This window comes from Arthrobacter sp. KNU-44 (genome assembly GCF_051843155.1).
In the GTDB taxonomy this organism is placed as follows: domain Bacteria; phylum Actinomycetota; class Actinomycetes; order Actinomycetales; family Micrococcaceae; genus Arthrobacter.
Genome location: NZ_JBPXNG010000002.1, coordinates 3,686,745 through 3,701,136, shown reverse-complemented (window position 1 = coordinate 3,701,136; position 14,392 = coordinate 3,686,745). Strand labels below are relative to the sequence as shown.

Here is a 14,392-nt window from a genome sequence, read left to right as displayed (position 1 = left end):
GAAAAACCCGGGAAAGAAGATGCACCTCGGGGCATGGAAGCCGGGGCATATCGCCATCGGCATGATTTAGATCACCACTATTGGCAGATAGCCGTCGCTCGTCACTAGACTGGCTAGGGTCTGAGTTCGCGGGACCCAGACCCTGGCTCGCCTTTGCACCTCCTGCAGTTCCCGGGCCAGCTGGAAATCAACACTCATGGAAGAGGCGTATTTCAAGTGCCAGAGCAGCCAAGCCACCGTCTACCCGAGGAATTTGGCGGAAACGAGTGGCTCGTTGACGAACTGTACGAGCGGTACCAGCAGGACAAGAATTCGGTCGACGCCAAATGGTGGCCGCTTTTCGAGTCCTTCGACACCGCTGACGGCACTTCCTCCAACGGAACCTCCGCAGCCCCTGCAAACCCTCCCACTCGTGAAATTCCTGTCGTGGCACAGGCCGCCGCAACGGCAATGACGCCGGCCGCGCCTGTGGTTGCCCCGGCAGCCCCCGCACCTGCTCCGGTTGCTCCCGCAGCACCGGTCAAGAAGGCTCCGGCCACTGTCGCCAAGGACGGCGCGCAGAAGCCATCCGACGGCAGCCAGTCCCAGCCGATCCCGGCGCAGCTCCCCAAGAGCACCAAGGCTCCCACTCCCCCGGAAGAGGACGTCGTCTCCGTCCTCCGCGGTCCGGCCAAGGCCATTGCGTCCAACATGGTCTTGAGCCTTGAGGTTCCTACTGCCACGAGCGTCAGGGCCGTTCCAGCCAAACTCCTGATCGACAACCGCGTCGTCATCAATTCCAACCTCGCCCGCGCCCGTGGCGGCAAGGTCTCCTTCACCCACCTCATCGGCTACGCAGTGGTCCGCGCCCTGTCCCAGTTCCCGTCGATGAACGTGTACTACGACGAAGTAGATGGCAAGCCCGTTGCCGTGCAGCCCGCACACGTCAACTTCGGCATCGCCATCGACATGCCCAAGCCCGATGGCACGCGCCTCCTGATGGTTCCCAACATCAAGAAGGCCGAAACCATGAACTTCGCGGAGTTCTGGCACACCTACGAAGACCTCATCAAGCGTGCGCGCAACGGCAAGCTCACGGCGGACGACCACGCGGGGACCACAGTATCCCTGACAAACCCGGGTGGCATCGGTACCGTGCACTCCGTGCCCCGGCTCTCCAAGGGCCAGGCGGCCATCATCGGCGTCGGAGCCCTCGACTACCCGGCTGAGTGGCAGGGCGCCAGCGAGAAGATCATCGCCCAGAACGCCATCAGCAAGATCCTCACGCTGACGTCCACGTACGACCACCGCGTCATCCAAGGCGCCGGAAGCGGCGAGTTCCTCAAGCTCGTCCACCAGCTCCTCCTCGGTGCCCAGAACTTCTACGACGAGATCTTCGAAGCACTCCGCATCCCCTACGAGCCCGTCCGTTGGAGCCCCGACCTCCAAGTCGACCCCGCCGACGAGATCAACAAGGTTGCCCGCATCCAGCAGTTGATCCACTCCTACCGGGTCCGCGGCCACCTCATGGCCGACACGAACCCGCTCGAATACGTCCAGCGCAAGCACCCGGACCTCGACGTGCTGACGTATGGCCTCACCCTGTGGGACCTGGACCGCGAGTGGCCTACCGGCGGATTCGGCGGCAAGCCCATGCTCAAGTTCCGCGACATCCTCGGCGTCCTCCGCGACGCTTATTGCCGCACTACGGGCATTGAGTACATGCACATCCAGGAGCCTGAAGAACGCAAGTGGTTCCAGGACCAGGTGGAGCACCCGTACTCCAAGCCGAGCCGCGAAGAGCAGCTTCGCATCGTCTCCAAGCTCAACGCAGCAGAGGCCTTCGAGACCTTCCTGCAGACCAAGTTCGTGGGCCAGAAGCGGTTCTCCCTCGAAGGCGGCGAATCGCTGATTCCGCTGCTGGACACCATCATTTCCGACGCCGCCGACGACGGACTCGACGAAGTAGCGATCGGCATGGCCCACCGTGGCCGCCTCAACGTGCTCACCAACATCGCGGGCAAGACGTACGCCCAGGTGTTCCGCGAGTTCGAAGGCACCCAGGACCCCCGCTCCGTGCAGGGCTCGGGCGACGTCAAGTACCACCTGGGCACGGAAGGAACGTTCACTTCGGACAACGGCAATGAGACCAAGGTCTACCTCGCCGCCAACCCGTCCCACCTTGAAGCGGTTGACTCTGTGCTTGAAGGCATTGTCCGGGCCAAGCAAGACCGGCTGGACCTTGGCGAAGCGTTCCCCGTGTTGCCGATCATGGTCCACGGCGATGCCGCCTTTGCCGGCCAGGGCGTTGTGGCGGAAACCCTCAACTTGTCCCAACTGCGTGGTTACCGTACCGGTGGAACCATCCACATCATCGTGAATAACCAGGTGGGCTTCACCACCGCACCGTCGTCGTCGCGATCCTCGACGTACTCCACCGACGTGGCCAAGATGATCCAGGCTCCGGTCTTCCATGTGAACGGTGACGACCCCGAGGCCGTCGTGCGCATCGCGCAGTTGGCCTACGAGTTCCGCCAGCGCTTCCACAAGGACGTCATTGTGGACATGGTGTGCTACCGCCGCCGTGGACACAACGAGGGCGACGACCCCTCGATGACGCAGCCGCTCATGTACAACCTCATCGAAGCCAAGCGCTCCGTCCGCAAGCTCTACACGGAATCCCTCATCGGCCGTGGCGACATCACCGAGGACGAAGCCGAACAGTTGCTGCGCGACTACCAGGAACGCCTCGAACGCGTCTTCGCGGAGACCCACGCGGCGCAGACTTCGCCTATCCCGATCATCACGGCGGATTCCGCAGCGGTTTCGGACATCGAGCGTCCCATCGCCCAGCAGGCGGACTTCGGCACCAACGCGCCGGCCACCACCGCCATTTCAGCCGAAATGCTGCAGAGGATCGGCCAGGCGCACCTCGACATTCCGGACGGCTTCACGGTCCACTCCAAGCTCAAGCAACTGCTTGAGAAGCGCGAGCAGATGTCCCGCGAAGGCGGCATCGACTGGGGCTTCGGCGAGATCGCGGCTTTTGGTTCGCTTGTCATGGAAGGCGTACCCGTCCGCCTTGCCGGCCAGGACTCCCGCCGTGGCACGTTCGTGCAGCGTCACGCCGTCTTCCACGACCGCGCCAACGGGCGCGAATGGATGCCGCTGGGCAACCTGAGCGACGAGCAGGCCAAGCTGTGGATCTACGACTCCTTGTTGTCCGAATACGCAGCCATGGGCTTCGAATACGGCTACTCCGTGGAACGCCCAGACGCATTGGTGTTGTGGGAAGCCCAGTTCGGTGACTTCGTCAACGGTGCACAGACCATCATCGACGAATTCATCTCCTCGGCCGAGCAGAAGTGGGGCCAGCGTTCCTCGCTCGTGCTCATGCTGCCTCACGGCTACGAAGGCCAGGGGCCGGACCACTCGTCCGCGCGCATCGAGCGCTTCCTGCAGCTTTGTGCTGAGGACAACATGATCGTGGCGAACCCCACCACTGCCGCCTCGCACTTCCACTTGTTGCGCCGGCAGGCCTACAGTCGTCCGCGCAAGCCGCTCATCATCTTCACCCCGAAGCAGCTTTTGCGCCTCAAGGGTGCGGCTTCTGCGGTGGAGGACTTCACCACGGGCGGCTTCAAGCCGGTTATCGGCGAACATGAGCCCCTTCAGGCACAGAACGTTGACCGCGTGATCCTGGTTTCCGGCCGTCTCTATTACGATCTCCTGTCGAACCGCCAGAAGACCGGCGACACCTCGACGGCAATCATCCGCCTGGAGCAGCTGTACCCGCTGCCCCAGGCCCAGATCGAGGCGGAACTGGCCAAGTACCCGAACGCCGACATCGTCTGGGCGCAGGACGAACCCGCCAACCAAGGTCCATGGCCGTTCATCGGCTTGAACCTGCCGCAGGCACTGGACCGCAAGGTCCGGCTCGTTTCGCGTCCGGCATCGGCCTCCACGGCAGCCGGTTCCATGAAGCGCCACAGCGCCGAACAGGCCACGTTGCTGAAGCAGGCATTCGAACGCAAGTAAGACGGCAGCTGCCCGGCTGGAGGTTCAATACCCGCTTCCAGCCGGGCAGTTCTGTTTAATGGAACAAGTGTCCGGTGATACAGCCGCCCGGCCGGGCACAGTGCAAGGACCGCAACGTTTGGTGAAGAGGTAACTGTGGAAGACAGGAAGCTGCGCATCGCAGCTGTTGGTGATGAACTACTCGCCGGGCTCGGTGATCCCAGGGCCTTGGGCTGGCTCGGACGGGTTCTTGCACGGACTCCACAGGACTCCGTCCTTGTGGAAAGCTACTCTCTTCCCTGCCCCATGGAGGGCACAGAAGGCCTTGCGGCGCGCTGGCTCGACGAAGCCGGGAGACGCTTCAGCAACGTCCACGAAAACCGCTTGGTCATCGGCCTGTCCGGCCGCGACATCGAATTCGGTGTCTCCACAGCACGCAGCCGCCTCAATCTGGCCAATATCCTGGACGGGGCGTCCCAAAGCAACATCGAAGTATTCGTCGTCGGTCCGCCGCCCACGCTGGACCCGGCCAAAAACCGTCGGATCGCGGATCTCAACGCGGCATTTGCGGACGTCACCACCCGCCGCAACCATCACTACGTCGACACGTTCTCGCCCTTGCTCAACCACGAACAATGGCGCACGGACCTCGCCGCGAATGGCGGCACCCCCGGCCAGGCGGGCTATGGACTCATGGCCTGGCTCGTGTTGCACCGCGGTTGGTTCCAGTGGCTGAGGATCGCCCAGCCGGAATAGCCGGGGCCTTAGACAGCCCCTCTCGCGCAGCGCCCATTGCCAACTTCGATATCGCGATATATCGTGTTTACATAAACGCGATATATCGCAATGTCCACAGTGCAGCAATGGAGGGGTCATGTCAGAAGAAAACTGGACCGTTACCGGTCCGCAGACCATCGACGTCGACGGCGTCCGCTCACTCAAGCTGGGGATCGTCAAGGGCCGCTTCGACGTCGTCACCCACGACGAAGCAATCACCAGGATCGAAGTCTCGGAGATCGCCGGCGATCCACTGAGCGTCAGCCTCATTGACGGCCGGCTCGAAGTCCGCCACCAGTTGCACGGCCCCCAGGGCTGGTTCCGCAACCTGATGGGGACCGTCAACAACACCAGCACCAACACGATCGTCATCAGCATCGCGCTGCCAGCCGGCGTCGACGTCGAAGCAGGAACCGTGGGCGGCGACGGCATGGTGTCGGGCGTCAGCGGTCATATCCGACTCAATACAGTTTCCGGGTCAGTCCTCGCGGACGGCACGCGGGGCGAGCTCCACGTCAACACCGTCAGCGGTGAAGTCATCGCCCGGAACCACGACGGCGTCATGACCGCCAAGAGCGTCTCGGGCGAAGTCACGGCTTCGGGCCGCTTCAAGAATATCCGGGCCAATACCGTCAGCGGCGACCTCAGCTTCGACCTTCACGGCTACACCCAGGACTTCGGAGCCAATTCCGTTTCCGGCGACCTCACCATCCGCCTGCCTCATGATGTGGGCGTGGACATCGTGGCCAAAACGGCCGGTGGCACTGTGATGATCGATGACCAGCTCTACGCGCAGTCAGGCGGAAGGGTCCAGACCATCGTTGGCCCCGACGAGCGGCTCATGGTGGCACGTACCAATTCCGTGTCTGGAAAGACCTCCATCATCCATGGCAGTGCGCCAACACCTGGAACAACGCACTCAGTCCCCGGAGAAGAGGAAGCCTGATGCCGCCCGTCTTTGCCCACGGAGCACTTAGGCTCTACCTGCTAGCACTCCTGGAATCTGGTCCCAAGCACGGCTACGAGCTCATCAAGGCCCTCGGCGAACGCTTCGGCGGGACCTACTCCCCCAGTGCAGGAACCATCTACCCGCGCCTTGGCAAACTCGAGGAGGAGGGCCTTGTAGCCACCAGCAGCGACGGGCGCCGCACCAACTATTCGATCACCGCGGCCGGACTGGCGGAGCTCAACAGCCGGCGGCAGGAACTGGCCGACGTCGAGGACAACATTTCCGCCTCGGTGCGGCGGTTGGCCGACAATCTTCGCGACGATATCCGCAGCAACATGCGCGGCTTGCGTGCAGACCTGGCCGCGACTGCCGAAGCCGCGCGAGCCAATGCGAAGTCCGCGGAATTCCAGTCATGGGCCGGAAGCTACTCTCCGGAGGGACACCGCATCCTGAAGGAAGCCGAAATGATGGTCCAGTCCTTCCGCGATGACATACGCGTGGAGCTACGGCAGCACGCCGGCTCCAAGGCCCTGACTCCGATTGCCCTCGAAACCGTGCGCACCGTCCTGGACCAGGCCAGGATCTCCATCCGGAATTCCCTGCGCGGCTGAGTCCGGATTCCCGCCGGCCTGGCCGGCACGGTTCGCGGGGCGGCCCCGTGATGTGGGAGACTGGAGGGCAGCTTTATTGAGTATCAAGAATCTAAGGAGGCCAGCTATGAGCAAGCGTGCACGTAAGCGTCGTGACCGTAAGCGCGGCGGCGCAAACCACGGCAAGCGTCCCAACACCTAAGCCAGCGGCTTAGCGTAAGACTTAATGCGGAGGGCCCCGGAAACCATCAGGTTTCCGGGGCCCTTGCCGTTCAAGCCTCTTAGACGTCCACGGACTTCATAGCGTGGATCCTGTCCAGGATCGAGTTCTTGAGATTCTCAGGAGCCGCTTCCGTACAGGAGCGCTTTACCACGGTGCGGATGACGCACTCAAGGTCGTATTGCTCGGTGCACTCCGGGCAGTCTTCCAGATGCACTTTGATCTCCGCGATGTCCTCGCGGGTCAACGCACCATCGAGGTATTCGTAGATACGCTGCATCCGAGCATCGTCGCAGTCGCCCAATCCTTGGCAGCTCATTTCCTTTTCTCCTGTTTTTTGCTTGTGGCCGCGCCCACGGCCAAGGCCTTTTCTTCCGCGCCGGCGCGGATTCCCCGCTCTGCGGCATAGTCCGCCAGCAGATCGCGCAACATTTTCCTGCCGCGATGAAGCCGGGACATGACCGTCCCGATCGGGATATTCATGATGTCTGATATTTCCTTGTATGCGAATCCTTCGACATCAGCGAAGTACACCGCGAGCCGGAATTCCTCCGGAATGGACTGCAAGGCGCTCTTTACGTCCGAGTCCGGCAAATGGTCCAGTGCCTCCGCCTCCGCAGAGCGCAGCCCCGCGGACGTATGGGATTCCGCCCGCGCCAGCTGCCAGTCCTCGATGGTGTCCGAATTCGACTGCAACGGTTCGCGCTGCCGCTTCCGGTAGAGGTTGATGTACGTGTTGGTCAGGATGCGATACAGCCACGCCTTGAGGTTGGTGCCCGGCTTGTACTGGTGGAAGGCTGAGAAGGCCTTGGTGTAGGCCTCCTGGACCAGGTCCTCGGCGTCGGACGGATTCCTGGCCATGCGCATGGCAGCCGAATAGAGCTGGTCGACATACTGCATGGCGTCGCGTTCGAAGCGCGCCCTCCGTTGCTCGGGGGTCTCGGTTGCGAAGTCCACTGCAATCTCGACGTCGGCCTCAACAGTGGCGTCGCCGTCGGACGTTGCGTCCGTGACGTCGGTCGCTGCTTTGTACATGGCCGCTGCGGCCGGATCCATGGTGCTCATTGCATCCAAGTCTACTGTCACCCTCCGGGAGTCCCTTGGCAGCTCCCGCCCAAGCGCCAAGTGTTCCTCGCGGTCTTTAACCAAGGCCAAAAAACCATCTCCACTCAAACGACATGACCGCGCGGCACAATGCACGCGCCACAATCCAAGGTCCAGCCCATACCGCACCTTCTCTTGACAACGGCAGGCTTCGGGCAAATATTCCGCAAAGATGCAAGACTAGATCCGACTGCACCCCGTGAACACCGCACCACTTGAACGCAACACCACTTGAACACTGTGGCAAGCCATCCAGGAGGCAAAACATGTCCCTCGTCCGTTTTCTCGCCAGGCCAATGTTGGCTTCCAGTTTTGTCGTCGCAGGGCTGGACAAGCTCAAGAACGCGGATGACACTGCCAAACAGCTCTCTCCGCTGCTCCGCCGCGCTTCCGAGTCGCTGCCTTTCCCGGCGGACGAGAAAGTGCTGGCGCGGGTCATCGGCGGCGCGCAAGTGGGCGCCGGCGCCTTGCTGGCCCTCGGCAAATGTTCCCGGTTCTCGGCAAGCCTGCTTGCCGGCATTTCGGTCCTGAATACCTTTGTCGAATGGCGTTCTGCCGACATCAGCACCAAGGAAGGCCGGCTCGCCCGCCGCGCCCAGTTGCTCAAGAACATTTCGCTGACAGGTGGCGTATTCCTTGCCGCCGTCGACACCGCGGGCAAACCGAGCCTCGCATGGCGCGCCGAACACCTTGCCATGGACGCCAAGAAGGCCACGGGCAAGCAGTTCAAGAAGACAGACCGGGCCGTCCGCAAGGCCGTAGACAACGCAGTTGGAGCATAAGGAAGCATGCCAGGAACCCCCTCGACGCAGACAGACGATTCAGGGAGCACCACAGCCTCCGCACTCCCCCTGTGGCCGGCACCCTTCGCCAGCCACCCCGTGGATGCCACGGTCACGGTTCCTGGTTCGAAGTCGCTGACCAACCGCTATCTGGTCCTGGCGGCATTGGCCAACGGCCCAAGCAGGCTGCGGGCACCCTTGCATTCACGGGATTCGGCACTCATGGTCGAGGCCCTCCGCCGGCTTGGCGCCACCATTACCGAGGTTCCCGGCGATGGACACTACGGCCCGGACCTTGAAGTCACTCCGATCGACCCCGTGGCCGTCGCGTCGGAGACCGCCATCGACTGTGGCCTGGCCGGCACGGTCATGCGTTTCGTGCCGCCGCTCGCGGCCCTGCGCAACGGCGCTTCGGTGTTCGACGGCGATCCCCACGCACGCCAACGTCCCATGGGCACCATTATCGAGGCCCTCCGGACACTCGGGCTGGAAGTCAGCGCACTGGACGGGCACGCGGCGAGCTCCCTGCCGTTCAAAGTATCCGGCACGGGCTCTGTCCGCGGTGGCCACCTGGTGATCGATGCGAGCGCCTCGTCGCAGTTCGTCTCCGCCCTGTTGCTGGTCGGTGCCCGGTTCGATGAGGGCCTTCACCTGGAACATGTCGGCAAACCCGTACCGAGCCTTGACCACATCAACATGACCGTCTCGGTCCTGCGCGGCGTCGGAGTGCAGGTGGATGACTCCGTGCCGAACCATTGGCGCGTCGCCCCCGGTACCATCCAGGCGTTCGACGAGAGGATCGAGCAGGATCTCTCCAACGCGGGTCCCTTCCTCGCCGCGGCGTTGGCCACGAAGGGAACTGTCCGGATTCCCAACTGGCCGGCCAACACCACGCAAGTCGGGGACCTCTGGCGGGACATCCTCGCCGCCATGGGTGCCACTGTCACGCTGGACAACGGCACGCTGACAGTCACCGGCGGACCGGAGATCCTTGGCGCGGACTTCGACGAAACCAGCGAACTCGCCCCTACCGTTGCGGCATTGTGCGCCCTGGCAACCAGCCCTTCCCGGCTCACCGGCATCGCTCATTTGCGGGGCCACGAAACGGACAGGCTGGCTGCTTTGGTCGCCGAAATCAACCGGCTTGGCGGCGACGCCGAGGAAACCAGCGACGGCTTGGTGATCCGGCCCGCGGCGCTGCACGCCGGCGTCGTGCGCAGCTATGCCGACCACCGCATGGCTACCGCGGGCGCCATCCTTGGGCTCGCCATCGAGGGTGTCCAGGTCGAAGACATCGCGACGACTTCCAAGACCATGCCCGAATTTCCGCAAATCTGGGCATCGATGCTCAGTTCCGGCCCAGCGGGCGCGGACACCGTTTCAACGGAGACAAGCAACTAACGATGGCCCGCGACGCAAGCTCCTGGGATGAGTCCGATGTCCGGATCCGCCCCAACAAGAAGGGCACACGCCCCCGCACGAAAGACCGCCCGAGCCACGACGACGCCGTGATCGGGCGCATCATCACAGTCGACCGCGGCCGTTACACCGCGATCGTGGGCGAAAGCTCGGACAACGAACGCATTGTGATTGCCGCACGCGCCCGGGAACTGAGGCGCTCCCCCGTGGTTCCCGGAGACTTCGTGGCCCTCGTCGGCGATGTGTCCGGAGCCCCGGACACCCTCGCTCGCCTCGTGCGCGTCCAGGAGCGAAAGACCCTCCTGCGACGAAGCGCCGACGACACGGATCCGATCGAACGGGCCGTCGTCGCCAACGCCGATCAGCTCGTGGTGGTGGTTGCGGCCGCCAATCCGGAGCCGCGCACCGGATTCATCGACCGCGCCTTGGTGGCAGCGTACGACGCCGGAATCGAGCCGTTGCTGCTCGTCACCAAAGCGGACGTCAAGGATCCGACGGAATTGCTCGCCAACTATGTGAGCCTTGGTTTCCCCATCATCATCAGCCGCACGGCCGACGCCGGCGCCTCCGGCATCGATGCCCGTTCAGACGACGGCCTCTCCGCCCGCCTTGATGGCGACGCCGTCGGCCAATTGCGGGACTACCTCGACGGCAAGGTCACTGTGCTCCTGGGCCATTCCGGCGTCGGGAAGTCCACGATGGTGAATGCCCTCACCGGCGCCGAGCGCGCCACGGGCGGGGTCAACGCCGTGACGGGTCGGGGACGGCACACTTCGTCCTCTGCCCTCGCACTGAAGCTCAGCGATGCCCCCGGGGGCAGCTGGATCATCGATACGCCCGGCATCCGCTCCTTCGGCCTCGCCCACGTGAACCCGGACCGCATCCTGCATGCCTTCCCGGATCTGGAACCCGGAACGGAGATGTGCGAGCGAGGCTGCAAGCACGATGCCTCCGCGGTTCGATGCGGACTGGATTCCTGGGTCGCCGACGGCCACGCCGGCGAGGCAGGTCCGGCCCGCTTGGCGTCGTTGCGCCGGCTCCTCGGCGCGGACCCGCGCATGGAAGCCCAGGAGACCAAGGAATTGGGTACGGTCAACTAACTGCGCGCCTGCCGTCCTACCTCCCCGGCTCACCGGCGAACAGACGGTAGTTTGGAACCATGACCCAACCCGATTCGAGCTACAACGACGACCTGCGGCTGGCACACGTCCTGGCCGACTCCGTCGATTCCCTGACAATGGAGCGGTTCAAGGCACTGGACCTCCAGGTCGAGACCAAACCCGACCTGAGCCCCGTCACCGATGCCGACAAAGCAGCAGAGGAAGCAATCCGTGGGCAGCTCTCCCGTTCCCGCCCCCGCGACGCCGTCCTCGGGGAAGAATTCGGCAGCACGGGCCACGGCTCGAGGCGTTGGATCATCGACCCCATTGACGGGACCAAGAACTTCGTGCGTGGCGTACCCGTCTGGGCTACGCTGATCGCCCTCGTGGACGAGGGCGAGGTAGTAGTGGGGCTCGTGAGCGCTCCGGCGCTCGGCAAGCGTTGGTGGGCGGCCAAGGGCTCGGGCGCCTACATGGGCCGGTCGCTGGCCGCAGCCACCCGGTTGAAGGTTTCCAACGTGTCGCGGCTCGAAGACGCCTCGCTTTCCTACTCCGAGCTTTCCGAGTGGAAGCAGCACGATAAGCTGGACAACTTCCTGGGCCTCGAGAACGATGTCTGGCGCAGCCGTGCGTATGGCGATTTCTGGTCCTACTGCCTCGTGGCCGAGGGCGCCGTGGACATCGCTGCCGAGCCGGAACTCCAGGTCTACGACATGGCGGCTTTGGTGCCGATCGTGACGGAAGCCGGCGGGCGCTTCACGTCCCTGGACGGTGCGGATGGTCCCTTCGGCGGAAACGCCGTGGCCACTAACTCGATCCTGCACTCCGAGGTCCTCAAGAGGCTCAACCCCGAGCTCGACGACCTCCTCTAGTCCACTCTCTCCACTGAATAAACGACGGCGGACGCCCACTTTTGGGGGCGTCCGCCGCTTTTTCTTCGGCAGGAGGCACATTTTTCCGGCGGTGTAATAATCCGCTTAACAATCGCCGGTCACATTGGAATGAGCCTTGCCGGTGTCCTACGCTCTTTACAGGTCACGAGTGCCAGCGCGAAACCCCGGTTTGCTGGCCGGCAACCCTCCATCGCGGCGGGGTGCCCCGGGTGACGACCCGGCCGGTCCGGAACGGATGCGGCAAGCGCGGACCCCCTGCACGCAGGGGTCCCTCTTGAGTGAGGTCCCATGAGCACAGCCACATTTACTTCCCAGGCTCTTTCGCTGAACAACGAATCTGCACAGCACCGCGGTGAAACCCTCCCCCGGGCATCGCGCCCACTCGCTGCGGTCACCGGCGCGGAGTTGCAGGCACCCTTGATCCAGGGCGGCCACATCCGCTACGCCAATCTTGACTACGGCGCTTCCGCACCTGCCCTGACGGTGGTTTCCGCGTACCTCAACGAGATCCTGCCGTACTACGCGAGCGTCCACCGCGGCGCAGGCTATGCCTCCCAAATCAGCACCTCGGTCTATGAAAACGCCCGCAACATCGTCCGTGACTTCGTTGGCGGCCGGCCGGACGATTCGGTCATTTTCACGCGCAACACCACTGATTCCCTCAATCTACTGGCCGGCTGCCTGCCAGTTGAGGACGGTCGACACATTGGCGAAGTCCTTTACCTGGACATCGAGCACCACGCCAATCTCCTCCCGTGGCAAAGTGTCCCCCACCGCAGCATCGTTGCCGCGGGAACGTTGTCCGAGACCGTCGCCAACGTCCGCACAGCGCTCTCCCACGGCGGCGTCAGCCTCCTGGCTGTCACCGGCGCGTCAAACGTGACCGGCGAAATCCTGCCCATCAAGGAACTCGCTGCCTTGGCCCACGAATTCGGGGCGCGGATTGTGGTGGACGCGGCGCAACTCGCCCCGCACCGCAGAATCGACATCGCCGCCGCGGATGTCGACTACTTGGTTTTCTCGGGGCATAAGCTTTATGCGCCGTTCGGCGCAGGTGTCCTGGTGGGCCGTCCCGACTGGCTCGACGCCGGTACACCGCACCTGGCCGGAGGCGGCGCCGTCCGAGAAGCGCGCCTCGATTCCGTCAGCTGGGCCACAGGACCGGCCAGGCACGAAGGCGGCTCGCCGAACGTACTCGGCGCGGCCACACTCGCCCGGGCCACACAGGTCATCGCCAGCCTCGACCACGATGAATGGCACGCCCACGAGGCAGCCATCCGCTCGCATCTGGTCGAGGGCCTCAAGCAAATCGACGGCGTGACCGTGCACCAGATCTTCAGCGACACGGATCCCCAGGACACCATCGGCGTCGTGAACTTCTCGCTCCAGGGCTACGACGCCGGACTTGTGGCTGCCTATCTTGCGGCCGAGCACGGCATTGGCCTGCGCGACGGACGCTTTTGCGCCCACCCGCTGCTCAAGCGCCTCGGCCTGCCCTCCGGATCACTTCGAGCCAGTTTCGGCGTGGGCTCGCGCTTGGAAGACGCCACCCGGCTCATTGCGGGCATCCACGCGCTCAAGAGCAACGGCCTCGGCTGGGACTACGTAGTGGATGCCGGCCGCTGGGTGCCGGCGAACGACCACCGCAGCTACCCGGAGTGGGCTCCCAACACTCCCGGGACCGCGGGAGCCGCTCCCTGCAGCACTGACTGATTGCGGTAGATTCGTAGGGTATTTTTCCTGTCCTACGAAGGAGTTCCTGCGTGGCCCCGCGACCCAAAGGCACATCAGCCGGCCCCAAGCTCTATGAGGAACGGCGCCTTGAACTCGGCCGGAGTTTCCAGGACGGCGGAGAACACTATGATCGTGTCCGGCCCGGCTACCCTGCGGATTCGGCCGACTGGCTGCTGCCGGAAGGCGCCCGGGACGCGGCAGACATCGGCGCCGGCACCGGAAAGTTCACCGCGCTCTTCGTCGAGCGCGGGCTCGCGGTGTCCGCAGTGGACCCCTCGATGGACATGCTCACCCAGCTCCGCAAAACGTATCCACAAGTGATCACCCTGGAGGGCACTGCCGAGGCAACTGGACTGGCGGACTCAGCATTCGACGTCGTCAGCGTTGCCCAGGCCTGGCACTGGTGCGATCCCCTCGCCGCGAGCACCGAGATCGCCCGGATCCTTCGACCCCAGGGCACTATCGGCTTGATCTGGAACCAAATGGACACTTCGGTGCCCTGGGTCCATCGATTGACCCGCATCATGCATGCCGGCGATGTCCACAAACCGGACTTCCGGCCTGTGGTGGGCCCGGAGTTCGCGGGTCTCGAAAGTCACGTGACACATTGGGAGGATCCCGTGACTCCGGCCGACATCCTCGAACTTGTGAAGTCGCGCAGCTACTACCTGAGGGCGAATGACGCCAACCGGGCCAAAGTCATGGGCAACCTTCAGTGGTACCTCTTCGAACATCTGGGCCATGCCGAGGGCGAGGTCATCCCGTTGCCTTATCTCACGCAGAGCTGGCGGGCGCGGAAAGTCTGATTCGGCCGGTACGCGATAGGCT

13 protein-coding genes and 1 riboswitch are annotated in these 14,392 nt (G+C 63.8%); of the genes, 11 read left to right on the top strand and 2 right to left on the bottom strand.

The features are described from left to right. Nucleotides 1-216: 216 nt before the first annotated feature. The 5 genes from ACSVHC_RS18360 to ACSVHC_RS18340 all read left to right on the top strand — a co-directional run bounded on the left by ACSVHC_RS18360 (nucleotide 217) and on the right by ACSVHC_RS18340 (nucleotide 6,514). The gene (locus tag ACSVHC_RS18360) at nucleotides 217-4,017 is read left to right on the top strand and encodes a multifunctional oxoglutarate decarboxylase/oxoglutarate dehydrogenase thiamine pyrophosphate-binding subunit/dihydrolipoyllysine-residue succinyltransferase subunit (RefSeq protein WP_439181193.1); all 3,801 of its coding nucleotides are present in this window, start codon (nucleotides 217-219) and stop codon (nucleotides 4,015-4,017) included. 135 nt (nucleotides 4,018-4,152) lie between these two features. Beyond that, entirely contained in the window at nucleotides 4,153-4,752 is a 600-nt protein-coding gene (locus tag ACSVHC_RS18355) for a GDSL-type esterase/lipase family protein (RefSeq protein WP_236811788.1), read from the top strand. A 118-nt stretch (nucleotides 4,753-4,870) separates the two neighbouring features. Next, the gene (locus ACSVHC_RS18350) at nucleotides 4,871-5,719 is read left to right on the top strand and encodes a DUF4097 family beta strand repeat-containing protein (protein ID WP_437770786.1); all 849 of its coding nucleotides are present in this window, start codon (nucleotides 4,871-4,873) and stop codon (nucleotides 5,717-5,719) included. Beyond that, nucleotides 5,719-6,333 carry a PadR family transcriptional regulator gene (locus tag ACSVHC_RS18345; RefSeq protein ID WP_234747938.1) on the top strand — a complete coding sequence of 205 codons (615 nt, stop codon included), beginning with the start codon at nucleotides 5,719-5,721 and terminating at the stop codon, nucleotides 6,331-6,333. The genes ACSVHC_RS18350 and ACSVHC_RS18345 overlap by 1 nt, the downstream gene beginning before the upstream one ends. 106 nt (nucleotides 6,334-6,439) lie before the next feature. Further along, a complete protein-coding gene (locus ACSVHC_RS18340) occupies nucleotides 6,440-6,514 on the top strand; it encodes a 50S ribosomal protein bL37 (RefSeq protein WP_369299106.1) in 75 nt (24 codons plus the stop codon). 79 nt (nucleotides 6,515-6,593) lie between these two features. On the opposite strand, the gene rsrA is transcribed toward ACSVHC_RS18340, so the two are convergent. Further along, nucleotides 6,594-6,851, bottom strand: a complete 258-nt coding sequence (rsrA, locus tag ACSVHC_RS18335; RefSeq protein ID WP_028264789.1) for a mycothiol system anti-sigma-R factor — start codon at nucleotides 6,849-6,851, stop codon at nucleotides 6,594-6,596. Further along, the gene (locus tag ACSVHC_RS18330; RefSeq protein ID WP_437770787.1) at nucleotides 6,848-7,687 is read right to left on the bottom strand and encodes a sigma-70 family RNA polymerase sigma factor; all 840 of its coding nucleotides are present in this window, start codon (nucleotides 7,685-7,687) and stop codon (nucleotides 6,848-6,850) included. The genes rsrA and ACSVHC_RS18330 overlap by 4 nt, the downstream gene beginning before the upstream one ends. A gap of 215 nt (nucleotides 7,688-7,902) precedes the next feature. Here ACSVHC_RS18330 and ACSVHC_RS18325 point away from each other — a divergent pair, with 215 nt between their 5' ends. From ACSVHC_RS18325 to ACSVHC_RS18300, 6 genes are all read left to right on the top strand, one after another. Further along, nucleotides 7,903-8,418, top strand: a complete 516-nt coding sequence (locus ACSVHC_RS18325) for a DoxX family protein (protein ID WP_437770788.1) — start codon at nucleotides 7,903-7,905, stop codon at nucleotides 8,416-8,418. A gap of 6 nt (nucleotides 8,419-8,424) precedes the next feature. Next, complete coding sequence (gene aroA, locus ACSVHC_RS18320; protein ID WP_437770789.1) at nucleotides 8,425-9,819, top strand: 3-phosphoshikimate 1-carboxyvinyltransferase; 1,395 nt, start codon at nucleotides 8,425-8,427, stop codon at nucleotides 9,817-9,819. Between the two features lie 2 nt (nucleotides 9,820-9,821). Further along, entirely contained in the window at nucleotides 9,822-10,937 is a 1,116-nt protein-coding gene (gene rsgA, locus ACSVHC_RS18315) for a ribosome small subunit-dependent GTPase A (RefSeq protein ID WP_437770790.1), read from the top strand. 59 nt (nucleotides 10,938-10,996) lie between these two features. Beyond that, a complete protein-coding gene (gene hisN, locus ACSVHC_RS18310; protein WP_236811797.1) occupies nucleotides 10,997-11,809 on the top strand; it encodes a histidinol-phosphatase in 813 nt (270 codons plus the stop codon). Nucleotides 11,810-11,970: 161 nt separating this feature from the next. Then, nucleotides 11,971-12,083, top strand: a riboswitch (SAM riboswitch). A 35-nt stretch (nucleotides 12,084-12,118) separates the two neighbouring features. Then, the gene (locus ACSVHC_RS18305; RefSeq protein ID WP_437770791.1) at nucleotides 12,119-13,543 is read left to right on the top strand and encodes an aminotransferase class V-fold PLP-dependent enzyme; all 1,425 of its coding nucleotides are present in this window, start codon (nucleotides 12,119-12,121) and stop codon (nucleotides 13,541-13,543) included. Between the two features lie 50 nt (nucleotides 13,544-13,593). Further along, nucleotides 13,594-14,370, top strand: coding sequence for a class I SAM-dependent methyltransferase (locus ACSVHC_RS18300; RefSeq protein ID WP_437770792.1), 777 nt, complete (start codon nucleotides 13,594-13,596; stop codon nucleotides 14,368-14,370). Nucleotides 14,371-14,392 lie beyond the last annotated feature (22 nt).